Annotated in this window: 25 protein-coding genes; 4 read left to right on the forward strand and 21 right to left on the reverse strand. The window is 55.0% G+C overall.

All coding sequences use genetic code 11. The features are described from left to right. Nucleotides 1-7: 7 nt before the first annotated feature. Genes H8693_RS07415 through tadA form a run of 3 tightly spaced genes read left to right on the forward strand, consistent with a single transcriptional unit; the run spans nt 8 to nt 2,886 of the window. Nucleotides 8-1,993 (forward strand): fructose-1,6-bisphosphatase, encoded by a 1,986-nt coding sequence (locus H8693_RS07415; protein WP_249280458.1) that lies wholly within the window; start codon nt 8-10, stop codon nt 1,991-1,993. Further along, a complete protein-coding gene (locus H8693_RS07420; RefSeq protein WP_249280459.1) occupies nt 1,994-2,431 on the forward strand; it encodes a hypothetical protein in 438 nt (145 codons plus the stop codon). Then, nucleotides 2,428-2,886: a tRNA adenosine(34) deaminase TadA gene (tadA, locus tag H8693_RS07425; protein ID WP_249280460.1), complete on the forward strand. Its 459-nt coding sequence runs from the start codon at nt 2,428-2,430 to the stop codon at nt 2,884-2,886. The genes H8693_RS07420 and tadA overlap by 4 nt, the downstream gene beginning before the upstream one ends. Nucleotides 2,887-3,268: 382 nt before the next feature. Here the strand turns inward: tadA and H8693_RS07430 are convergent, their stop codons facing one another. From H8693_RS07430 to H8693_RS07480, 11 genes are all read right to left on the reverse strand, one after another. Beyond that, complete coding sequence (locus tag H8693_RS07430; protein ID WP_178620497.1) at nt 3,269-4,537, reverse strand: homoserine dehydrogenase; 1,269 nt, start codon at nt 4,535-4,537, stop codon at nt 3,269-3,271. Further along, nucleotides 4,534-5,331: a type III pantothenate kinase gene (locus H8693_RS07435; RefSeq protein WP_178620494.1), complete on the reverse strand. Its 798-nt coding sequence runs from the start codon at nt 5,329-5,331 to the stop codon at nt 4,534-4,536. The genes H8693_RS07430 and H8693_RS07435 overlap by 4 nt, the downstream gene beginning before the upstream one ends. Before the next feature lie 14 nt (nt 5,332-5,345). Beyond that, on the reverse strand, nt 5,346-5,930 hold the full coding sequence (locus tag H8693_RS07440; RefSeq protein ID WP_178620491.1) for an ECF transporter S component: 585 nt from the start codon (nt 5,928-5,930) through the stop codon (nt 5,346-5,348). Between the two features lie 187 nt (nt 5,931-6,117). Beyond that, complete coding sequence (locus tag H8693_RS07445) at nt 6,118-6,576, reverse strand: TspO/MBR family protein (RefSeq protein ID WP_249280461.1); 459 nt, start codon at nt 6,574-6,576, stop codon at nt 6,118-6,120. A 635-nt stretch (nt 6,577-7,211) separates the two neighbouring features. Next, complete coding sequence (locus H8693_RS07450) at nt 7,212-8,036, reverse strand: 4Fe-4S binding protein (protein ID WP_249280462.1); 825 nt, start codon at nt 8,034-8,036, stop codon at nt 7,212-7,214. Nucleotides 8,037-8,122: 86 nt separating this feature from the next. After that, entirely contained in the window at nt 8,123-9,562 is a 1,440-nt protein-coding gene (gene gnd / locus H8693_RS07455) for a decarboxylating NADP(+)-dependent phosphogluconate dehydrogenase (RefSeq protein ID WP_249280463.1), read from the reverse strand. Nucleotides 9,563-9,590: 28 nt separating this feature from the next. Continuing rightward, entirely contained in the window at nt 9,591-10,526 is a 936-nt protein-coding gene (locus tag H8693_RS07460) for an acetamidase/formamidase family protein (RefSeq protein WP_249280464.1), read from the reverse strand. A 21-nt stretch (nt 10,527-10,547) separates the two neighbouring features. Next, complete coding sequence (locus H8693_RS07465; RefSeq protein WP_249280465.1) at nt 10,548-11,483, reverse strand: sugar kinase; 936 nt, start codon at nt 11,481-11,483, stop codon at nt 10,548-10,550. 156 nt (nt 11,484-11,639) lie between these two features. Then, complete coding sequence (spoIIID, locus tag H8693_RS07470; RefSeq protein WP_178620142.1) at nt 11,640-11,897, reverse strand: sporulation transcriptional regulator SpoIIID; 258 nt, start codon at nt 11,895-11,897, stop codon at nt 11,640-11,642. A gap of 451 nt (nt 11,898-12,348) precedes the next feature. Beyond that, entirely contained in the window at nt 12,349-13,074 is a 726-nt protein-coding gene (locus H8693_RS07475) for an SGNH/GDSL hydrolase family protein (RefSeq protein WP_249280466.1), read from the reverse strand. Nucleotides 13,075-13,129: 55 nt separating this feature from the next. After that, nucleotides 13,130-13,696, reverse strand: a complete 567-nt coding sequence (locus tag H8693_RS07480; protein WP_249280467.1) for a TetR/AcrR family transcriptional regulator — start codon at nt 13,694-13,696, stop codon at nt 13,130-13,132. 137 nt (nt 13,697-13,833) lie between these two features. On the opposite strand from H8693_RS07480, the gene H8693_RS07485 reads away from it, so the two are divergent. Further along, entirely contained in the window at nt 13,834-14,712 is an 879-nt protein-coding gene (locus tag H8693_RS07485; RefSeq protein ID WP_249280468.1) for a substrate-binding periplasmic protein, read from the forward strand. A 318-nt stretch (nt 14,713-15,030) separates the two neighbouring features. Here the strand turns inward: H8693_RS07485 and H8693_RS07490 are convergent, their stop codons facing one another. From H8693_RS07490 to rpsF, 10 genes are all read right to left on the reverse strand, one after another. Beyond that, nucleotides 15,031-15,558, reverse strand: coding sequence for a GNAT family N-acetyltransferase (locus tag H8693_RS07490; RefSeq protein WP_249280469.1), 528 nt, complete (start codon nt 15,556-15,558; stop codon nt 15,031-15,033). Nucleotides 15,559-15,617: 59 nt separating this feature from the next. Beyond that, on the reverse strand, nt 15,618-16,535 hold the full coding sequence (locus tag H8693_RS07495) for a pseudouridine synthase (RefSeq protein WP_249280470.1): 918 nt from the start codon (nt 16,533-16,535) through the stop codon (nt 15,618-15,620). Nucleotide 16,536: 1 nt separating this feature from the next. Next, nucleotides 16,537-17,037 (reverse strand): GNAT family N-acetyltransferase, encoded by a 501-nt coding sequence (locus H8693_RS07500; protein WP_249280471.1) that lies wholly within the window; start codon nt 17,035-17,037, stop codon nt 16,537-16,539. 12 nt (nt 17,038-17,049) lie between these two features. Next, nucleotides 17,050-18,387, reverse strand: coding sequence for a replicative DNA helicase (gene dnaB, locus H8693_RS07505; protein ID WP_249280472.1), 1,338 nt, complete (start codon nt 18,385-18,387; stop codon nt 17,050-17,052). A gap of 19 nt (nt 18,388-18,406) precedes the next feature. Continuing rightward, a complete protein-coding gene (gene rplI / locus H8693_RS07510; protein WP_178619235.1) occupies nt 18,407-18,850 on the reverse strand; it encodes a 50S ribosomal protein L9 in 444 nt (147 codons plus the stop codon). 14 nt (nt 18,851-18,864) lie between these two features. Continuing rightward, nucleotides 18,865-20,832, reverse strand: a complete 1,968-nt coding sequence (locus H8693_RS07515) for a DHH family phosphoesterase (RefSeq protein ID WP_249280473.1) — start codon at nt 20,830-20,832, stop codon at nt 18,865-18,867. Continuing rightward, nucleotides 20,825-21,949, reverse strand: a complete 1,125-nt coding sequence (locus tag H8693_RS07520) for a DUF2232 domain-containing protein (RefSeq protein WP_249280474.1) — start codon at nt 21,947-21,949, stop codon at nt 20,825-20,827. The genes H8693_RS07515 and H8693_RS07520 overlap by 8 nt, the downstream gene beginning before the upstream one ends. Before the next feature lie 553 nt (nt 21,950-22,502). Beyond that, the gene (gene rpsR / locus H8693_RS07525; protein ID WP_178619256.1) at nt 22,503-22,736 is read right to left on the reverse strand and encodes a 30S ribosomal protein S18; all 234 of its coding nucleotides are present in this window, start codon (nt 22,734-22,736) and stop codon (nt 22,503-22,505) included. Nucleotides 22,737-22,787: 51 nt separating this feature from the next. Next, a complete protein-coding gene (locus H8693_RS07530) occupies nt 22,788-23,222 on the reverse strand; it encodes a single-stranded DNA-binding protein (RefSeq protein ID WP_178619226.1) in 435 nt (144 codons plus the stop codon). Nucleotides 23,223-23,234: 12 nt separating this feature from the next. Further along, nucleotides 23,235-23,525: a 30S ribosomal protein S6 gene (rpsF, locus tag H8693_RS07535; protein WP_178619222.1), complete on the reverse strand. Its 291-nt coding sequence runs from the start codon at nt 23,523-23,525 to the stop codon at nt 23,235-23,237. Between the last annotated feature and the right edge of the window lie 78 nt (nt 23,526-23,603).

Here is a 23,603-nt window from a genome sequence, read left to right on the forward strand (position 1 = left end):
GAAACATATGACGACCATCAAACAAGAGCTGAAGGACGACAAGCGGTATTTGAGCCTGCTGGCCCGGGAATATCCCAACATCCAGGCCGCCTGCACGGAGATCATCAACCTCCAGGCCATCTTGAACCTGCCCAAGGGCACCGAGCATTTTATGAGCGATATCCACGGGGAGGACGAAGCCTTTCTCCATATCCTGAACAATGCCTCCGGCGTCATCAAGGAAAAGATCGATATGGTCTATGCCAACACCATGGGCGCGGAGGAACGCAAGAGCCTCGCGGCTCTCATCTATTACCCCGAACGCAAGCTGGATGAGATCGCCCGTTCCGGCATCGATATGGCGGACTGGTATCGCGTCACGCTGCATCGGCTCATCGAGGTTTGCAGCGCCGTCACCTCCAAATACACCCGGTCCAAGGTGCGCAAGGCGCTTCCCAAGGATTTTGAATATATCATCGACGAGCTGCTCAACGTCAACGGATATGACCGCAACAAGGAGCAATATTACGAGAATATCATTGCCTCCATCATCGATGTAGACCGTTCAGAGGCGTTTATTGTCGCCCTGTGTGACCTGATTAAGCGCATGGCGGTCGACCGTCTGCATATCGTCGGCGATATTTTTGACCGCGGCCCCCATGCGGACGTGATTCTAGATCGGCTGATGGATCATCATTCCGTGGATATCGAATGGGGCAACCACGATGTTCTCTGGATGGGGGCTGCGGCCGGCAGCCCGGTCTGCATCGCCACCGTTCTCAACAATTCCATGCAGTACAGCAACCTGGATATCATCGAAAACGCCTATGGCATCAACCTGCTTCCTTTGGCGCTGTTTGCCACGGATACCTATGCGGAAGCCGGCGTTTTCGCTCCCAAAATGCCCCCCAAGGATCATTATACGCCCCGGGACTATGAGCTGATCTCCAAAATGCACAAGGCCATCATGGTCATCCAGTTCAAACTGGAGTGTCAGGTTATTGCCCGGCATCCGGAATACCGCATGGACGACCGCGCCATGCTCACCCGCATCGACTATTCCTCCATGGAGATTGAAATTGACGGGAAACGCTATCCCTTGAAAGACAGCGATTTTCCCACCATTGATCCCGTGAACCCCGCGCGTCTCACATCGGAGGAACAGGAAGTGATGGATGCTCTGATCACCTCCTTTATGAACTGCGAAAAGCTCCAGCGGCACACCCGCTTTCTCTATGCTGAAGGCAGCATCTATCTGCGCTTCAATGGAAATCTCCTGTTCCATGGCTGCATTCCCTCCGCGCCGGACGGCAGCTTCCTCTCCTTCCCCTTTGAGGGAAAGGAGCTTTCAGGAAAGGAATTTCTCGATTTTGCCGATTCCTTGGCCCGCCAGGGCTATTCCGCCGAGGAGCATTCCCCCGAGCGGGAGGCCGGGCAGGATTTTCTCTGGTTCCTATGGTGCGGACGCAATTCTCCCATTTTCGGTCGGGATCATATCGCTACCTTCGAGCGCATGCTCATCGACGATCCGTCCACCTGGGCAGAGGAGAAAAACCCCTATTACCTGCTCTATAACGATCAGGCCTATTGCGAGCGCATCCTCCGGGAGTTCTCCATTGATTTCCCCGAATCCCGCATCATCAACGGCCATGTGCCCGTGAAGGTGAAGGAGGGGGAAGGGCCGGTGAAGGCCGGCGGCAAGCTCATTGTCATCGACGGCGGCTTCTGCCGGGCCTATCAGAAATATACCGGCATCGCCGGATACACCATGTTTTTCAGCTCCCATGGCATCCGTATCGCAGCCCATCAGCCCTTTGAGAGCCTGGAAAGCGCCATTCGGGACAATACGGATATCCAGTCCACCACAGTCATATCCGAAAATTTCCGGGAGCGGGTCTATGTTTCGGATACGGATATAGGCCGCAGCATCAAGGATAAAATTGCCGATCTCAAAAAGCTCCTGGCGGCTTATCGTTTGGGCATTCTGACAGAAAGGACGAAAAAATCCTATTAAATGCGCAAAAAAGTGACATTTCCGCAAAAACTATACGGTTGTTTCCTCCTGTTCGCCGTCCTGCTGTTGCTGGGCGCCTGCGCTCCCAGCGCCGCTGTTCTCTATGAGAACTATTTTGACGAACTGGATATTGAAAACCGCTGCAACGATGCCGCTGCGGCGCTGGACGCCGGCCATATCACCCTCTGGCTCAAGGGAGAGATCCGGGCCATCGTCAAGGATCTGCGTTCTATCCCCACCGGCGACCCCATGCTCACCGAGATCAACGATACCTTCATCCGCAGCGCCAATCTGCTGATGGATTGCTATGAGGCCCAGCAAACGGGGGATCTCTATGCCGCGGATAAGGCATTCACCACGGCCAAGGTGGAATATGCCAATGCCAACAACGCCCTGAATGCCTATAAACGCCAGCTTTCCCGGGAGGACAGTGTATGAATCCCCATGAACTCTATATGCGCGCCGCTCTCAAGCAGGCGGAAGCAGCCCGCCGCAAGGATGAAGTCCCCGTTGGGGCTGTCATCGTCCAGGACGGGAAAATCATCGCCCGGGGCCACAACACCCGGGAAAGCGGAAAAAATCCCTGCGCCCATGCGGAGCTGTTGGCAATCGTCCGGGCCGCAAAAAAAGTGGGCGGCTGGCGGCTCACAGGCTGCACGCTCTATGTCACCCTCGAGCCATGCCCCATGTGCGCCGGGGCCATCGTCAATTCCCGGCTGGATGCCGTATATTTTGGCGCCTACGACCCTAAAGCGGGGGCGCTGGGAAGCCTTTGCGATTTAAACGCCATCGGCCTGAATCACCGTTTCGCCGTGGAGGGCGGCGTTCTCGAAGGCGAATGTGCGCAGATCCTGAAAGAGTATTTCGCGGGCAAACGAAAAAAACGCAGGTAACACCTGCGTTTTTTATTTCCAGGGAAATCTTTAGGGGCAAGACCTTGGGGCCTTTTGAAAAAGTCCCCAAACCCCAAAACTTTTTGGGCGGATGCTCCCGCATCCGCAGGGGGGGAAACTTTCGGTACCCATTGCTTCTCCATACCTTCACCGATTCTCTTCACAAATTTTATTTTGAAAACACAAATTCAAAATTTGCAGACAAGTATTCCCTCTTTCCTTTTTCCATTTCGGGTGGCTTCCGTTCATTATCTTCTGAAGGGTTCTGCCCTTTGAAAAACTTCCGGAGCTCCGAAATTTTTGCGGAAAGGCGAGTCCGTGGAATGCAAAAAAAAGAGGACGGGAGCCTCCCATCCTCTTCTTTTTTCATATTATCCCGCTATTAGTCTTCAACGCGGATCAGGCTGCAGACCTCTGCCAGATTTTTCTCCTGAATCTCCTCCAATGCCTTCTTGACATACAACTCCTTGGCCTCATGAGTGACAAAGATAATGGTTGCCACACTTCCAACCTGCCCTTTCTGCATGACTGAATGCAGGCTCACATCGCTGTCGCCCAACACCTTTGTGATCTTGGAGAGCATGCCCGGCTTATCCTCCACGTTCATGCGGATGAAGAAACGGGTCGTCCAGTTATTTTCAAAGCAAAGGGTGGGGGAGATCCGCACCTCATCGTTCATAAAGGTCATATATTTGTGTTCCGCTGTCTTGGCCGCGCAGATCACATCCGAAAGGATGGCGCTGGCCGTGGGGAAATCCCCGGCGCCCCGGCCATAGAACATAACGTCGTCCACGGCGCTTCCATGGAGCAGAATGGCGTTAAAGGAATCCTTGATATTGGCCAGCGGATGGCTGGTTTTCACCATGGTGGGATGCACGCGCATCTGCACCAGTTCGCCCTCCCGCTTGGCAATGGCAAGCAGCTTGACCTCATAGCCCAGTTCCTTGGCGCAGGCGATATCCGTCTTGCTGATGCCCCGGATGCCTTCCCGATAGATATGATCGATGGGCAGCCGGACATGGAACGCCATAGATGCCAGAATCGAGAGCTTATACATGGCGTCAAACCCATCCACATCGTTGGTGGGGTTGGCCTCGGCATAGCCCAGCCGCTGGGCTTCCCGCAGCACCTCTTCAAAGTCGCCGCCTTCGTCGCACATTTTGGTCAGGATATAGTTGGTGGTTCCATTGATAATGCCCAGGACCGACGTAATGGTATTGGCCTGGAGGGAATCCGAAACCGCGCGGAGAATCGGAATGCCGCCGCCCACGCTGGCCTCAAAATACAGTCCCACATTATGCTCTTTGGCCACCTTTTCCAGCTCCGGCCAATGCTTAGCAATCAGCTCTTTATTGGCCGTCACGACGGTTTTACCCGCCTCCAGCATCTTGGTGATGAAGCTCTTTGCCGGCTCAATGCCGCCCATCACTTCCACGACAATGGAAATCTCCGGGTCGTTTGCCAGCTCGTCCACGCTGGCCGCCTTCTTCTCTTCCGGAATATCGATGGAATACTGCAAGGCCAGAACCTTTTTCACTTCCAGCCGCATGCCTTCCTTATGGGCGATATAGTTGCCCTCCTGCTCCACGACGCGGTATACGCCTGAGCCTACGGTGCCCATGCCCATAATGCCGATTTTTACGTTTTTCATTCTTCTTTCGCCCCCTCTTCGGTGCTCTCGCCGATATTTTTCTTATAAATCAAGTACAACCCCTGCAAGGTCAGGAGATTATCGATCACGTCAATCATCTCGGTTTCCGCCGCAATGACGTTGGCCAGGCCGCCGGTTGCGATGACCTTTGCCTTTCCGCCCAGCTCCTTTTTCATCTTGCGCAGGATATAATCCACCTGCCCCACATAGCCATAGATAATCCCTGCCTGCATGCCGTTTACCGTGTTCCGGTTAATGGCGGTTTTGGGCTTCAAAAGCTCCACCCGGGGGAGCTTGGCCGTGTTGACTGTGAGCGCTTCGGCAGATGTCTTGATGCCGGGGCAGATCGCGCCGCCCAAGAACTCGCCTTTTTCGGAAATTGCTCCGAAGGAAGTCGCCGTTCCAAAGTCCACCGTGATGCAGGGGCCGCCATATTTTTCATAGGCCGCCACAGCGTTGACAATCCGGTCCGACCCCAGCTCTTTTGGGGGGTCATAGAGGATATTGATGCCCGTTTTAATGCCCGGCTCCACAAAATGGGGCTTTTGATGAAAATAGATCCGGCACATATGCTCCACCGTATAGTTGATGGAGGGGATTACCGAAGAAATCATGATTCCGCAGACCTCCTCCGGGGAGATATGCAGATAGTCGAAAAAGGACATCATCTGAATGCCAAGCTCGTCCGAGCTTAAATCGGTCTTTGTGGCAATGCGCCAGGAGTGCCTGAGCTCTCCGCCCCGATAGAGCCCGCATTTTGTATTCGTATTTCCGATGTCCATCACAATCAGCATGGTCGTTTCCGCCTTTATTTTTCTTTTTTGCGTACTTTATTCACAGCCAGAACCACAGGCGTGCAGATGAGCACAGCCGCCACCGCCTCCAAAGAGCCGTTCAGCGCCCCCACGCCGGCAATCGTTCCCAAAACCGCCGCAGAATCCAGCCCGGTTATGCTATAGAAAACAAGCATCAGCCCCAGATAAAAAACCGTATTGATGAGCGAACCGGCCGCCGCCGCCACTCCCACGGAAGTTTTTTCCCATTTCCCATGGCGCGAGATCCATTTATGCACATAATAGGCCGCCACAGGAATCAACAGCCGGGAAACCACCGACATCACCACCACCAACGCCGGGCTCGCCCCCAGAAGGGGCACTACCAGCACCGACGGCGCTGTAAACGCTCGGATCACGCTGGTAATCCCAAACACCAATCCCAGCACCATGCCCAGGCCCAGGGATGTGGTGAGCGTTCCGATAATTACCGGCAGGCACATGAGCGTCACATTAGCCGGCGGAATGGGGATGATCCCGATGGGCGTCAGGCCCAAAAGAAACGTCACCGCCGCCAGCACGCCCGCCAGGGCCAGCTTTCCAACATTGCTTTTCTTCATTTAATTGTCCTCCGTTCAGGCTCCGATTTGGCTTTCCGGCGCGGGGCCTCCCCTTTGCTCCATCCGGCCTGCAGGCAGTGCCGTTGGAAGGATTCCCCCCGCCCATGTCCATGCGATGGATACCCGACATAGTTATACCCTATTATACTAAACTATTTCCCGCTTCGCAATCGTTCCCCGGAAAAAATCAGTTGAGCAGCGCCAGATCATAGGTGAGCACAGTGGCGAAAGCCAGCCATAGGAGATAGGGCAGCAAAAGGCAGGCCGCCAGCCTATCGGTTTGATAGGCGCGGTAAAACATATAGAGCGTAAGAGCAATCAAAACCACCAGCAGAATCAGCGCCCCGCCCGGGTTCGCCTTTCCAAAATAGATATACGTCCAAAGCACGCTGAGTACGCCGTTTAAAAGATAGAGCAGCCCTTCTTTTCCATCGCTGCGGATTAGAATCAGCGCAAAGGACGCCGCCAGCAGGCCATAAAGAATGGTCCATGCGATGGGAAATACAATGGGCGGCGGCGTCAGCGGGCTCGCCGCAAAGGAATCCACCGCCGGGTCGCGCAGGAGATAGAATGCGCCGCCCAAAGCCTCCATGGCAAAGCTGAAAACGATGGCAAAAATACTGTATAGAATCACTTTTTTCTTCATAATTCCGCCTCCTTCCTCTATTTTTATGGGAAGGCGGCAGAATTTAGAAGAAAAATGCCCGTTTCCCGCTGAAAAGGGCCATCTTTCTTTGCTTGTATTGTTTTATTTGCCTGGGAAGCTTTCCTGCAATACTAAAACGCCGGCCAGTTGTGCGGGCACCGGCGCAGTTTGCGGAAGAAAAGATCAAAAGGCCCGGCCGGCGTTCGCAGCTCTAAAAAGGGAATAATAAAAAGGCGTAGCTTTTCCGCCTTTTTATGGGTCTTAAAGATTTCTATTTTTACGCGCCTTTTTTCCTTACCGGATCACAGTCCCGGCTCTTTTCTTCATGCCGTGGTTTTCCCCTCCGCACCTTTGACCCTGCGCCCCTGGTTGCGGGAGCGGAAACGCAAACCGTGATTTTTATCTGTTTCTTTTGAGTCATGCTGCGCCAGCCCTATTCTGCATGCACTCTTGGCTCTCTCCATTTTCGCAGGCAGCAAACTAGGCCGTGGAATTCCTCTGCTTCCTTCTTTTCGCGGCAGCCCATGTCAGTCCTTCTCTGCATGCACTCTTGGCTCTCTCCATAGCCGCGGACAGCAAAGCCAAGTCGTAAAATTTCTTTGCTTCTTTCTTTTTAAAGAAAGAAGGGCATCCTTTTATATATGCAGCGAATGCTTGGGGCAGGCCTCCACGCACTTGAGGCATAGGATACATTCGGTGCCGTTTTTCCGGCGGCGCGCGTTATCCGTCATGTCCACATCCATGGGGCAGACGGTTTTGCACTTGCCGCAGGATACGCATTTTTCCGTATCATTTTTCACCCGTGACAGGGAAAAGTAGCTGGCCGGCTTTAAAAACACTGTAATGGGGCAGATATATTTGCAGAAAGCCCGGTTATCTTTGAAAGCGCAGGCCAGCGCAATGCCAACGCCGTAATACAGGGCATTTCCGATGAAAAAGCTCCAAAACATAACCTTTTCCAGATCCGGGACATGCAGCAGGAACAGCCCGCCCACAAACAGCAGCGAGATGCCAAAGGTAATATACCGGATATATCCCAGCTTTCGCCGCGGCCCGCAGGGAGTTTTATAGGGCAAAAGATCGAGAATCATCGCCGTCCAGCAGGCATAGCCGCACCAGCCCCGCCCAAAGAGCAGCGGACCTGCGATTTTTGCCACGACATAATGAATGGTAGCCGCCTCGAACACACCAAGGAACAGATAATACCAGAAGCCTTCGATCTGCATGTTCTCCCGGGAGAGAATCCCCAGGTATATAAGCATATAAAGCCCCACGGCCAGCTGCACCATGAGCCTTGCATATTTCCATTTTCGGATATAGAGAACCAACCCCAGGGCAACGCTGCCGCCGATATAGGTGAAATTGAAAAGATAAAACAGATGATCCATCGTCAGCCAGAGTGTGACGGCAACAGCCTCAAACACGGCGAAAAAAAGAATCGGACCCAGATATTTTTTCATTATCTCTCCTCTCGCTCAGATGCGGCCGGTTTTCCTGACAAAAAACCCCGCAGGCTCTGCGGGGTTTTGCCGGTTTTCACCGGAAATTACACATTATAGACTCCCGAGCTGATCTCGCCGCCTTCCCCCGTCCAGTTGGTGTGGCGCGGACCGGACTCCTGGTCGTCCTCCAAAAGATAGGTGTGGGCGCCGAAATAATCCCGCTGGGCCTGGAGCAGGTTGGCAGGCAGCTTGGCGCAGCGATAGCCGTCGAAATAGGCCAGGGCGGACGCCATCGCGGGCAACGCAATGCCGCGTTTGGCTCCCTCGGCCACCACTTCCCGCAGGCTCGGGATGTTCTTCTTCAGGATCTCCCGGAACTTGGGCGCAATCATCATGTTGGGCAGATCGGGATTCGTCTCAAATGCCTCCACGATATCCTCCAGCATGTTCGAGCGGATGATGCAGCCGCCGCGCCAGAGGCGGGCGATGGTGGGGATGTGCATCTTCCAGCCATATTCCTTGGTGCAGTCGATGAGGATGGCGCAGCCCTGCGCATAGAGAATGATTTTGGCCGCCAGCAGCGCCTCGCCCAGCTTCTCCACAAACGCCGCATCCACATTTTCCATGGCTTCCGGGCCGTCAAAAATCTTGCTGGCCTCCACGCGCTCCGCCTTTTTGGTGGTCAGGAACCGGGAGAACAGCGCCTCGCCCACAACCGTGGAGGGCACGCCCACATTCAGCGCCTCAATCACCGTCCACTTGCCGGTGCCCTTCTGGCCCGCAACGTCCAGGATCCTGGGAACCAGCGCCTCGCCGTTTTCTTTGAATTTGAGAATTTCCGAAGTGATGGTGGTGAGATAGCCGCCCAGCATCCCCTCGTTCCACTTGGCGAATACATCGCCCATCTGGTCGCAGGTCATGTCCGTGGCGTTGCGCATGAACTGATAGGTTTCGCAGAGCAGTTCCATGTCGCCATATTCGATGCCGTTATGCACGGTCTTGGTGAAATGCCCCGCGCCGTCTGTTCCCAGATAGGCGCAGCAGGGCTCGCCGTTGGGAGCTTTTGCAGAAATGTCCATCAAAAGCTGGCCCACGTTTTCCCATGCCTTGTAATCGCCGCCGGGCATCAGGCTGGGGCCGTGAAGCGCGCCCTCCTCGCCGCCGGAGACGCCCATGCCGATATACATCAGGCCATGCTCCGCCATTTTCTTGCTGCGGCGCACGGTGTCATGGAAGTTGGCGTTGCCGCCGTCAATCAGCGTGTCGCCCTTGTCCAGCAGGGGGATCAGCGTATCGATGAGCGCATCCACAGGAGCACCCGCCTTGATCATCATGATGATCGTCCGGGGCTTATCGATCTTGGCGATCAGTTCTTCGGGCGTCTTTGCCGCCTCCAGCTTGCGTCCCTCGCCATAGATGCTCATGAACTTTTCTGTCGCGGCATAGGTGCGGTTATATACCGCCACGGAATAGCCGCGGCTCTCGATATTCAGCGCCAGATTGGCTCCCATAACCGCCAGTCCAACCAGACCAATTTGTGCCATTTGTATTTCCTCCTAAAACATAAAAATATTAGACAATGATGCTTCCATAGGGCAGCACGGCATGCGCGCCCCGAATTCCGTTCACAATCTGCGTCACCCGCATATCCACAGAGATGCTGGCAACAGTGAGGGCTTCCCGGTAATGGAAACCATAAAGCTCCATCAGGAGCTTCACCATGTTGTCCAGCGCCATATAGGTAGCGTCGGTCAGATCTTCGGCATATCCAAAAGTGACCCATCCCTCGGGCGTGCGCGCTACCGGCGACGAAATTACCTGTCTATCGATCACTTCAAAACTCAGAAGAATTTTATCATAGGGGCATTCGATGGCCGTGCAGCCCATTTCCCCGTCGCCCTGGGCGGCATGTCCATCGCCCGTGGAGAACAGCGCCCCTTCCTGAAACACGGGAAAATAGAGGATGCTCCCCTGGGTCAGCGCTTTGCAGTCCATATTTCCGCCATAGGGGCCGGGATAATGGGTAGTGATCCCCTCATTGCCCGCCGGCGCCACAGCATAGATGCCCATGAAGGGCCGCATGGGGACCTTATGTCCCTCATTGCTGGTGCAGATGCGCTTTTTGCGGTCGATCTCCCAGGTGAGGAAATACTCCCCTTCTTCGCAGCGGATGCGCTTTAAATGATCCGGATCACCCAAACCCACACGGCTCCAGCCCCAATCGCCGGGAACCAGTTCATTGACGGAAACGGCCAGGGTCATGCCCGGCTTGGCTCCCTCCACATAGACCGGCCCGCAGAGGGCTTGTCCACAGTCGGTCTCCCGATCCCGGGGAAAGAATACCCCGCTCTCGGTTTTGGGTTCCGTGCAGCGGCCTGTCCGCCAATCTGCCTCCAGGGCGGAAAATTCGATGCTGTCCCCCGGCTGGATGCGAATCGCCGGAGGAATATTGCCGCCGAGCGTCCCGTGCAGGGTCTCCCGGCAGGGTTTTATGATATGCTTTGCCATTGTTTCTCCTTTGCCTGTCCGTTATTTTTCCATGAACGCCTTGAGCTGTTCCCGGTTGGGCAAGCCCTCGTTATCTCCCGGCACCATAATCTGCAGAGCGCCGATGGCGTTGCCCCGCTGCGCCGCTTCCTTCATGGAGAGGCCCTCCAGCCGCGCGCTGATGACGCCCACGGCAAAGCCGTCGCCCGCGCCCACGGTATCCACAACCTTTTCGACCTTATAGCCGGGAACGGTGCTGCTCTCGCTTCCATCGCGGACAAACGCGCCTTTGCTGCCCAGCTTGATGATGACAGTCTTTGCGCCCAATTCCTGATAGAAATCCGCAATTTTTTCCGGGTCCTCGCTGCCCATGAGCGCCTTCCCCTCGCTGATGCCCGGGAGCACCAGATCGGCATAGGACGCCAGATCGTTGATGGTCTGGATCATCACTTCCCGGCTCTCCCAGAGCTGATAACGCAGGTTGGGATCAAAGGAGATATACACCCCCGCCGCCTTGGCCTGCTTCACCAGGCTATAGGTCGTGGCCCGGGCGGTTTGGGAGGTGGCTGGCAGCACGCCGGTGACGTGAATCTGCTTTACTCCCGTGAAATCGATGGTTCCCAGATCCTCGGGAGTGATAGCCGAAGCCGCGCTTCCCTTGCGGAAATACTGGATCTCGGGATCTCCTTCCGCCACCTTATTCTTGAAAACCATTCCGGTCGGATGTCCTTCGTCAAAGGTGATATGCGAGCGGTCGATGCCCTCTTTTTCCAGGGAATTATAGATATAGCGGCCAAAACAGTCCTTGCCCAGTTTGGTGATATAGGACGATGTATGTCCGAGCCGCGTCAAGCCCAGGCAGACATTGAGTTCCGCTCCGGCCAGGGATTTGGTGAAGTTTTCCGCGTCCTCCAACGCCCCCACCTTATCCGCCGTCATAAGCGCCATGACTTCGCCCATCAACAAAACCTCTGCCATGATTTTTCCTCCGTATGTTTATAATTTTTCTTGTGTGAAAGTATCTCTGTATGCTCTCGTCCGGCAAAAAAGGCCGCAAAAAGCCCCTTTTCCTTTCCCTGTTACTTTATCATAAAGCGCGCCGGGTTGCAAGGTTTGGCGGCGGGTTTTTATGGCTCAGCCGGAATGAGCACGGCTGTATTTTCGCTTGGTGGCCAGACCGCCGCGGATATGGCGTTCATCCATGTTCTTTTTCAGCACATGCTTCACCTGTTTTGCCAGGCAGGGGTTCAGCTCCGCGATCCGCTCGGTTACGTCCTTATGCACGGTGGATTTGGAAATGCGGAATTCCCTGGCGGCCTGCCGCACGGTCGCCTCGGTGGACAGGATATAGTTGGCAATGGCCAGCACGCGGCTTTCGATATATGCTTTCATAGAATCGTACCCCCCAATGGTTTGTACATATCTATGTGGGCAGATAAAAAATTATGCCGGAGGGAAAGCGCCGGTTTTGGCAAAAGTGCTCTCCTCCGTTTTCCTCTGGGCGGCAAAATATACGCCAGGCAGCCTTGCCGCCCGGCGCAAATCTCCACGCCCGAAGCCCCGAAGAGGCAGCCACCTCCTATGCGCCGGGTTTATCCCAAGCACATCGCCCCTCTTCCCGTCGCTCTTTTTCGCATACCCCATCTTCCCATCGCAGAAAAAAATGCAAAGCAGTGCCCGTTCGGATTGTGCGGATATCCCGGCAGGCGCATCGCTATGCTGCGAAAAGCTCAGAAATGCAGATACAGCAAAGATATGGGGTTTCTATCTGCCGCTGCATGGCCTTAGCCTTATATTTTGGACAAAAAAACGGCATGGCTTTCGCCATGCCGCACAACGCTTCCTAAGCCAGGCAGATCTCGGGAACCAACAGGTCGCTCGCCTGCTTATTTTGGATAAATTCCCGGATCGAGCCGGCAATCAGATGGTGCCCCTCATGGTTAGGATGGATGCCGTCCACGCAGAGATATTCCCGAAAATCCTCCTGGGTGAGAAACTCGCTTCGGACGTCGATGAGGCTCGCTCCGGTCTGCCGGGCCACCCGCTCGATCGCGCAGGAATACCTCTCATGCCACCAGTAGATCCGGGTCACATCCCCCAGCCATTTTAAAATGGAAGCCCCTTTTTCCGCATCCCCGCCGGTGAACCAGTTGAAATAGCCGGGGGCGTTTAGGGGCGGAAGCGTCATGAGCAGCGGCGTTTTTCCAAACTCCTGCACCTGAACCACCATTTCCGTGAGCCGCCGGACAAATTCCGCATAGCCGGTTTTGGGCTGGTGATCCAGAAACGGATTTTTCGCAATAGCTTCCCAATCGAAATCACAGTCGTTTCCGCCGAACTCGATCAACACTACTTCCGGCTCCAGTTCCCGCATTTTGGGAACCAGCAGCGTTTCGCCATAGGCGATGGTCGCCCCAAATTTGGCCGTATTGTAAATTTTGGGGATGAGCAGCTTCTGCATGGCGCTCACAAACCCATCCTTGGCAAAGCAATACCGCTTTTTGATGGAATCAAAGATAACGCCCTTGGAGAGCGAATCTCCCACAACCAAAATCGATTTCACATCCATATTTTCCACCCCTTTCCGCTGCGGTGAAGTCGTACATCCGTTCGATAAAATCTTGCTAATTTCCCGGTGTATTGTCATATATATACTCTATGGGCTGAGGCGAAAGCTGCAGAGCCGTCCGTACGATCAGGCTTTCCAGAAGAGTGCATCCCAGAACCGTCCGCCGCTCCAGCTCCCGGCCCGAAAGGCCGGTTTTCATCAGGCCGATTTTTATCATCGTCTGCCATTCATATAGTTTTTCCACCACGCGCTTTTTTAAACCAAAAACATCATGCATGCATTCAAACATCATGCAAAGCTCCAAGGACAGGCTCTCCCCATTGCCCGCCAGCATCTCCATCAGCCTTTCTATGGCCTGCTCCGCGGCATCTCCCTCCTGGAGCTCTTCGAGCCACTTGAACACCAGGGAGGTGATATCGCTCAGATTGAATTCATTGACCTCATAGACCAGATGCTCTTTTGAGGGGAAATAGTAGCTCACCGTGCCTTTAGAGAGCTTCACCTCTTTGGCTATATCCGAAAAGCTCGTTCCCATCACGCCCTTTTTCGCAAACAGCCGGGTGGTTGCCTTCAAAATTGCCTGCCGGTTATCATCAAATTTTCCCTGTAATTTCTTAGCCATATTTCCTCCAATTTCTCGGACAGTCATCCGATATGGTTAGTGTATCATATCCGGCAGAGAAAGGCAACCCATTCATTTGCCTAAAAGGCGAATCCATGGTAAACTATTTGTAAATATACGGGAAAGGAGAAAATGCGATGCGACCCTTTAGCCGCCGCAGGCGGTATTCCCAGCGCCCGGCCCGTCCCTGGCTGCAGGTTCTGTTCAACCGGTTCACCATGAAATACTGGATCATCGGCGGCGCGCTTTTGATTGCCCTCATCGCCGGACTCATCATCTATCAGAACAGCCGACGGGTTACGCCGCAGGATACGGCTTTTTATCAAAAACAGCAGATCGTCGTTGGGATGGCAGCAGGCAACGCCAAATTCTCCTATATCGACGAAAATGGAGAGCTGGCCGGCTTTGAGCGGGATGTGGCCGACGCCGTCCTCTCCGCACTCTATCCGGATGTGCCCCGGGTCTATGTCGCCATCGACGCTCAGCAGGCGTCCTATTTACTCCGGGAAGGCGAGATCGACATCGCCTTTGGCATGTTCACCCGGGATGTCATCAAAACCCAGGGGCTGGCTGTCTCCAATGGGTATTTCCGGGATGGTGTTTATGCTTTCGTCGCACCGGGAGGCGACATCACATCCCTTTCGGGCATTCAGGGAAAAAAGGTCAGCATCATGACCTCTGAAATCTCCAAATCCTCTGTCACCGACGCTCTCGCGGAAGAAAAGTTTGAAGTCGATGTCTATTCCTGCTCCGCATATCCCGATGGCATTCAGGAAGTGCTTTCCGGCAACAGCGCGGCACTCATCGTCTCCCGCTATAAGATGCTTCCCTATGAAGGGCAGCTTTCCATGGCCGAACCGGCCATCACATCCACAAATTACTGCGCCATTGCCTGGAGCGGAAACCGCGATGTCATTACGGTGTTCAATGAGCAACTCCAGAAAATGCGCAATGATGGCTCCCTGGATGCTCTCATGGCAAAATGGGGAATTACAGAATATGAGCCGAAAACATAATATGCAAAGGGGGCCTTTCCGCCCCCCTTTTTTTAATTGCAGCACTACCAAAGCCGTGGGGTCAGCCCGGCGTTTTTCCCCGGCACATTCCCGCATCTTTTGGCGCATGGCAGAAAAACAGAGCCTCCTTTTTTATTATACTTCGGTTCCATATGCAATGTAGCAAGAGCCGGCAAGGCTGGCGGATTGCAATTCCGGTTGAATATGAAACAGCGCCCGCGGCCCTGGAGGCGGAGGGGGCAGCTTGCCCAAGGCATCTTTTGCAGATGTTATTCAAAAAAGCACAGGTTTTTCCCAACCTGTGCTTTTTCTTTGCCGTTATATTCCAAATTCCCGGGCGTAGACGATAGTTCCCTCTATGGGGCCCGCATCCTCCCGCAGGCGAATCGCCATAAAATTCTCCGGAGGAATTTCCGGGGGAACCTGAATGCCATGCCGTCCGGCGGCAGCATAGCCAAATCGGGCATAGTATTCCGTGCTTCCCAACACGGCGGCATAGCCATAGCCCAGTTCCCGGGCAATGCGGTGCCCTTCCCGGACAAGCGCACTGCCGATCCCCTGCCGCTGCCTTTTGGGTGAAACAGCCAGCGGGGCGAGCGCCAGCAGAGGCTTTTCTCCTGCCCAGGCCCGTGTAAACAAAACATATCCCAGGATCTCTTCCCCTTCCTGCGCCACCAGGGAAAGCTGCGGAATAAATGCCTCTCCTTTTCGCAGGGCCACAACCAGATCCTGCTCATTTCCATCCCGGTGCTCTGCCGTCAAAAAGGCGGAACGAACCAACTCATATACTGCTTCGTAATCCTCCGGCGTTTCCTGCCGAATGACGAATCCGCTGCTTACATCCATATTTTCCTCCAAAAAAATGGGAAGAAAGGCCGTTTTCTCCCCGATTTTTTATGATGTTCCTATTCCTCGCCCCAGTCGACATAGGGGAAGACGATATTTTGCGTGGAAACCTCTTTTTTATTGAGATATTCCAGCAGGTTGTTGGTTCCGGTTTCAAAAATGATCTTATCCGCCCAAAGCGCCTCATAGCGGGCGTCATATTTCTTGTTCATGCGCCGGTTTCCATAGACCTCGTCTCCCAAAACCGGAAACCCCGCGCTGGCCAGATGCGCCCGCGCCTGATGCGGCCGCGCCGTCACCAGCTCCACATCCAAAAGCGAAAGCTCCCCGTTGGTTTTCACTAGGGAATACCGCGTGGCAATAGGAGCGGTATTTTTTCCCGGGCTGTGAAACACCTTCCCTCTGCCGTCATCCATAGTCATATAGTCGTGGAGTGTGGCCTGGCTGTGCCGTCCGACGGAGCCGCAGACCACCGCCTTATAGAACCGGCGGATGCGGCGCTGCTTGAGCGCCTCAAACAGCTCCTCAAAATATAGCTGGTTCTTGGCGACGATGACCAGGCCGCCGGTATCGATATCCAGTCGGTGGCAGATATAGGGCACGCTTAAACTGTTTACCTCATATTCCCCCGTGGAACGCATATAATCCACCGCCAGGGAATACAGGGTCGGCTTGCCGTCCATCTTATCCGAGACACACTGGATGCCCGCGGGTTTGTTGAAAATCATGAGGTTTTCATCTTCATAAACCACCTCCGCCTCGGGAGCGAAAGCCGCCAGATCCCCGTCGGGATAGACCTCAATCACATCCCCGGCCACCAGGGGAACATCCTTTTTCATTCGTACGCCGTCTACCTTGACGCCGCCCTTTTTCAAAATCCGCTGTGCTTCCTCCAAACGAAGCTCGGGAAACCGGCCCAGCAGAAGCCCGGTAATCGTTTCCCCTTCCTGTGCCTCGTTCACTGTCCATTTCTGCATGCTATTTTTCCACCATCCGCTTTGCGCAGTCCTCCCCGCACTCGCTCGGGAAAGTAATCTCCGCTTTTTTTACCTGCATCCGGATATGCTCGATGCCTTCTTCCATAAACGCTTCGCCGGTCTGCCGGAAGCCATAGCGGGCATAAAACCCCTTCACCGCTGTCTGGGCATGAATGGTAATCTGCTCCGCAAACTGGCTGGCCTTCCAGAGCATGAGCCGGGTCATGAGATCGCCCACACGCTGCCCCCGGTATTCGGGCAGCACGCAGATGCGCCCCATCATAAATCCTTCGTCTCCATAGTAGATCCGCCCGGTTCCCACCGGCCTTTTTTCATCGGTTTTGGGATTCACATCCCACATGACAACATGCATGGCTTGAGCGTCAAACGCATCCTGTTCATGCGCCGGATCGACATGCTGCTCCTCCACAAAGACCTTTTTGCGAATCTCCATGGGAACGGACAGATCCTCCCCCTGCATAAGCCAGGTTCCCTGAATCATAATAGAACACCTCTATTCCTCGTGCTGTGTATCGATTTCATAATATTTGGTCTGCTCACCCCGCCACATGACGTCGATAGAGCGGGTCGGGCCGGAGCGCTGCTTGGCGATGATAATGCTGGCGCGCCCCTTGTCGTTTTCGTCCTCGCTGTAGTAATCCTCCCGATGCAGGAAGATGACCACGTCCGCATCCTGTTCAATGGCGCCGGATTCCCGCAGGTCGGATAGCATGGGCCGTTTGTTTTCCCGCTTTTCGCTGGCACGGGAGAGCTGAGAGAGCAGCAACACCGGCACCTGCAGCTCCTTGGCGACGATCTTGAGCGTCCGGGTGATGGTGGAGATCTCCTGCTGCCGGTTTTCGATGTTCCGTCCGCTGCTCATGAGCTGCAGATAGTCGATGACGATGAGGCCCAAATCGCCGATCTGCTGGCGCAGGCGGCGCACCTTGGCGATGATCTCCGTGGGACCGGCCGTGGGGGTGTCGTCGATATAGATGGGCGATTCCTCCAGCGGCACCATGGCATCCGCCAGGTTATAGAAATCCTTTTCCGTGAGCACGCCGATGCGGGCCTTCTGGGAATCCACCTGGGCCCCCGAGCATAATAGCCGCATGGCCAGCTGGTCGCTGCTCATTTCCAGAGAGAAGATGACCACCGGGCGGTGCTCCCGGGTGGCGACATGCTCGGCGATATTGAGGGCAAAGCTGGTTTTGCCCATGCCCGGGCGGCCTGCCACGACGATGAGCTGCGAAGGCTGCAGGCCGGAAAGCGTCTTGTCCATGATGGGAAATCCCGTGGCCACGCCCATGAGGCCGTCCTTGGATTTTGCCGCCTTGCTGATCATCTCATAGCTCTCCACCAATGCCTGGCGGATATGCATGAGGGATCGCTCGCCCCGCTCGTCTGCAATTTTATAGATGAGGTCGCCCGCCGTGTTCAGAATATCCGCGGCGGATTCCTCGCCCTTATAGGATAGATCGGCAATTTCCCCGCAGGCATCCAGCAGGCGGCGCAGCTGCCCCTTCTCCTTGACAATATCGATATAGGAATCCAGATTCTTGGTGGAGGGGACTCTCTGGGTCAGATCCGAAAGATAGGTCAGCTCTTCCACGCTGAGCGTCCGTCCCTGCTCCAGCCGCTCCGTGACTGTCACCAGGTCCACCGGCTTGCTGAGAGCCGTCAGATCCACCATCGCCCGGAAAATTCTCCGGTGGCTTTCCGTATAAAAATCCCGCTCCTGCAACCGCTCCACGGCCTGCAAAACGCAGCCCTCCGACAGCATCATGGAACCCAGGATCGACTGCTCGGCCTCCATGCTGTGGGGAGGGACGCGCTTTAATACCTCCGGCATGCTCTTCTCCTCTTTTTGGCTATTTCACCACGTTGACCTTCACGGAGACCGCAATCTCCGCATATACCTTCACCTGCACGGTGTAGCTTCCCAGCTCCTTGATGGGTTCGGAAAGGACGATTTTTTTCTTATCCACTTCCACACCATGGGCCTCTTTGATGGCATCGGCAATTTCCGCCGACGTAATGGAGCCAAACAGGCGCGTTCCCTCGCCGCACTTGCCCTTGACGGTGAGTTCCGCCGCTTCCAGCTTTTTGCCCAGCTCGATGGCTTCCTGCTTTTCCACATCCCGGCGGTGCTTTTTGGCGTCCTCCGCGATCTTCGCCGCGTTCAGGTTGGCCGCCGTCGCTTCCGTCGCCAGCTTTTTGGGGAACAGGAAGTTGCGGGCATAGCCATCGCTCACATTGACGATCTCGCCCTTTTTGCCCTTGCCCTTCACGTCTGCATTCAAAATTACTTTCATGGTTTAAAACCTCCTTAATGCCTTTTCAGTTCTTCCTCGTGGTTATCCATATATTCCCGGATGTTTTTCCAAAGCTCGGCCTGTATCTCTGCCACCGATTTCCCGCGGATCTGCGCCCCCGCGATGGTGGCATGGCCGCCGCCGCCCATTTTCTCCAAAATCATCTGCACGTTGATGACGCCAAAGGAACGGCCGGATATATTCACACTCTGCCCCGTCTCAGCCAGAACAAAGGATGCGCCGATGCCCTGGATCCCGATGAGGGAATCCGCCGCCTGCGCTGCCAGCAGCTGCGGGTTTTTGCTGTCCCGCGGGCAGACCGCAATGGCCACCCCATCGCGGACCTCTGCATTTTTCACGACGCCTGCCCGGGCCAGATACGTCTCCATATCGTCCTGGAACAGATGCCGGATGGATGTCGTGTTGGCCCCCACACGCCGCAGATACGATGCAGCTTCAAAGGTGCGCACTCCCGTCTTGAAGGAAAAGCCCTTGGTATCGATGGTAATTCCCGCCATGAGGGCCTCGGCCTCCAGGCTTTTGAGCTTGACCCGCTCGGAAAAATACTGATCGATCTCCGTGACCATCTCAGCCGTAGAGGAGGCATAGGGCTCATGATAGAACAAAACCGCTCCCTCGATGCAATCCGTCCCCTTCAAATGGTGATCGATGACTACCACGGTATCCGTCAGTTCAAAGAGACTGGGGGCGATGGTGTGCCCGGCAATCTGGGTATCCACAACCACCAGCATGGAGCGGCTGCTCATCATGAGATGCGCCCGGGCCGGCGTGACAATCATCTCCCGGTAATCCGGCACCTTTTTCATTTCCTCCAGCAGGGAGGCAATGGCTGCGTTGGGCCGGTCCAAAATGATATAGGTGGGCTTATCCAGAACCCGAGCGCATGCCACAAGGCCCAGCGCCGCCCCCAGGCAGTCCATATCCGGCACCTCATGGCCCATGATATACACATCCTCGCACTGCTCCATCAGGTTTCGGAGCGCCTTGCTCACCGTCCGGGAGCGCACCCGGCTCTTGACCTCCACGGCATGCTGGATGCCGCCATAGAAGGCATAGCCCTCCGCGTCCTTGACTACCGCCTGGTCGCCGCCCCGTCCGATGGCCAGCTCCATAGCCTTTTCCGCGAACACGCCAGACTGCTGGGGATTCTTCCCGGCGCCCACGGCGATGCTCAGGGTAGGATTGAGCCCGGCGGATGTTTCGATCTGCCGCACCTTATCCAAAAGGTCAAAGCGGTTTTCCTTGGCAATCCGCAAATATTTGTTTTCAAAGCAGACGAGATATTTATATCCCGTATATTTGATAATCATGCCCTGCAGCTCTTCGGCAAAGCTGGAAACCAGCCCGTCGATTTGGGCGTTGATCTCGGAAATTTCCGCCAGTGGCATTCCCGCTGTCATACCGTTATAATTATCGATCTCAATAAAACACATCACCGGCAGCATCGCCCGGTTGGCGTTGACGGTTTTAACCGTCTTTTTCTCGTCGATAAGACGGAGCAGAAGAAAATCATCTTTCTCAAAATGGATGGGCGTGATCTCCTTTTTATAGACCACATGCCCGATTTCCATACACTTGGATTTGTCCGGCTTTTCCAGGTCCGGCAGGAGCTTATAGGCATTCGCTCCCTCGCAGTTTACCCCCACCAGCACGGCAAAGGCCGGATTTCGCCAGTAAACGCGGCCGGAGGCGTCCAAAATCGCCGTGGGGATCGAGGTGGAATTGATATATTTATCGAATACAGTCTCTTTTTCAAGAATCTTTGCCGCCTTGCGCACGGCGCTGTTCTTCCAATGCAGATAATAGAGAAAGCAGGCGCATCCGCAGATGGCCGCCGCCCCCACAGTAATCGCACGGACCAGCGGCTCCTCCATCAGGGAGCCGACAAACGCCAGCGCCATGAGGACAAAGAGGGCCGCCGACGTCATGAAGGCCTCTCCCAGCACTGTTTTCCTACGCATTTGGCTTTCCTCCGTTTTGCTGCGCCGCATCCATCTTTTCCCGCAGGCGAACGAGCTGTTCCATCAGCCCCACCCACATGAGAAGCATCAGATCCTGGGTGAGCGCGGGGACGACGATCCAGATCACCACCAGAATCGCCACTCGCCCCGGCGTGGAACGAATGCGCGGCCGCAGCAGATAGTCGATCAGGGCCAGTCCCTGAATGCTGAAGATGATATAGACAAACTGCAAAAGCACGTTGCCCGCCACCTCAAGCTGCGGCAGGTTCAGCAGCCCGGGGAGCATGGCCAGGACAAACGTAATGATAAGATAGATTCCCGAAGTTTTGGGCAGGAGGAAATGGGAAAAGGGCGGCATTTTCCCCACTTCGCCGCCCGTCCGTTTGACAAGATAGCGGGGAATGAGAAAGCCGCCGACGCCGCTATATAGGATATAGCTGACCGCCGATGTGGGGATGGTCTGAGCAATGATCTGCCGCAGCATTTCCTGCTGGGGCTGTGCCGTGACATACTCCCGCATCTGCTGCACCGTCACCTGCCCCATCTCCGCCAATACCTGGTCTATGGAAGCCACGCCGCTCTGGACATCCACAAAGCGGAACGTCCAATAAAAAGCGGCCGCCACGTTTGCATCGGTTTCCATCGCCGTTTTCATGGTCTCAAACAGATAAGTGAGCGGGTCCAGGCCGGTTTTGAGATAGATATACCCCGCCGCCAAGGCCACAGTAAGCAAGGCCCCGCCGCAGGAGAGCACCAGGCTGTCATACGCCCCCATTTTTTTATGAATTACAATGCTGCCAATCAAAATTATGGGGAGCAGCGCGCCAAACAGCAAAAGCCCCGCTTGCCCCAGGATGAGCCAGCCAGCTCCTGCGCCAAACAGGCAAAAGCCCAATCCCCAGGTCCAGCCCCGTTTCGCACCCACATAAATTGCCGGCATGGGCAGGCACACAAGGGCGCATAGGGCGACGCTGACCGTGTTTTCGCCCGCAAGCCCCATGAGGGCTGCCATGTTGCCCAACAAAAAAAGAAGTGCAACAAGCACAGCCGCCGCAATGAGCAGCTCCCATCCTAATTTTGACTGTCGCCCCCGTCCGGGGGCCTGCATGGTTTCCATCTCTATTTCACCGCTTCTATCATAGCACAATTCTCCCGGCGCCCGCAACGGTTTCTCTCCCGGCTTCTGCGCATACTTTCTTCAGAGCCGGGGAGCCTTTGGCGCCGCCGTCCTTATCTCCAAAATTTCGCTCCCGGAGAAAACCCACCCCGGATCACAGGCTCTTTTTCAGCAACAGCATTCGGCTGCTTACACACCCCGGGCCCTTTGCCGGCACCATCTTGTCGTTTTTATCGTTTCCTTCCACAGCGCAAAGCCGCCCATTCTTTGTGAAACGCCTTCGTCCATATGAAAACCGCTTCGGCCCGCTGTCTTTTTCATTCTTTCTGCGAGCAGATAGGAAGCGGCGTTGCCCCTTTCAAAAGAATTTTGGTCCAGCATTCCCTCTATATACACAGTCTCTTTTCCAGACGCTTGCGTCGCCTATCCTTAAAAAATCCCCCTGCTCCCCAAAAAGGACTTCATCCGCCGCCACGGTTACAAAAATAGCCGCCTTAAAAAAGGCGGCATAGCAACACGGTCTTTTGACCCCCGCTGCCGGGCAGACGTCTGTTTAGTCCGCAACATAGGGCAGCAGAGCCATGACTCTTGCGCGCTTGATGGCAACGGCAAGCTCTCTCTGATGCTTTGCGCAAACGCCCGTGGCCCGCCGGGGAGCAATTTTGCCCCGCTCGGAGATAAACCGCTTGAGCTTCGCAACATCTTTATAATCTATGCTTGTCGCCTTTTCCGCACAAAATGCGCAGACCTTTTTTCTCGGCCGGCGGCCGCGAGGTCTTCTCGCCATTCTGTCTTCCATAGCTTATTTCATCCTCCTTAAAAATTCGGGTTCTTCCGCTTAGAACGGAAGTTCCTCATCATCCACCAGAACGTCGTTCATTTCCGAAGCAAACATATTGCTTTCGCTTTCCGCCGGTGCATGGGGCGCATAGGCATCCCTTCCCCCACCGCCGCCGGAACCGCCGGCGCCTGGCTTGGCCAGGAATTCAACATCATCGGCCTGAATCTCGGTCACATAGCGTTTTGTGCCGTCTTTGGCGTCATAGCTCCGGGTCCGAAGCTCGCCGCAAACCGCCACCTGCTGGCCTTTCACGAGATATTTCCCGCAGTTATCCGCCAGGCCGCGCCATGTCACAACATTCAGAAAATCCGACTCCTCCCGGTTCATCCGCCGCGTCACCGCCACGGAAAAGGTCGTCACCGAGATGCCGTTGGGCGTCGTGCGGTGCTCCGGGTCTCTTGTCAATCTTCCAACGATAAAAACTTTATTCATTCTTATCCACCTTTACTGTTCATCCTTGCGGATGACCATGTAACGCATTACGAATTCCGAAATTTTGAAATTTCTCTCCAGCTCGGCGGGCAGCTCGGGCTTGGCCTTGAAATTCACCAGGACATAATATCCATCGTTGATATAATCGATGGGATATGCCAGCCGCCGCTTGCCCCATTCGTCGATTCCCTCGATCTCACCGCCGTCTTCCGTGATGATGCCGGAGAATTTCGAAATGAGCTCCGCTCTTGCTTCGTCCTCCATATCGGGCTTCAAAACATACAGCGCTTCATAGTTGTTCATTTCTCTTTCACCTCCCTTTGGTCTATTGGCGCCGGTCCGCCGGCGCAAGGATGCTTATTTATTATAGCACCCTTTCTC

Source organism: Guopingia tenuis, assembly GCF_014384805.1.
GTDB lineage: Bacteria > Bacillota > Clostridia > Christensenellales > Christensenellaceae > Guopingia > Guopingia tenuis.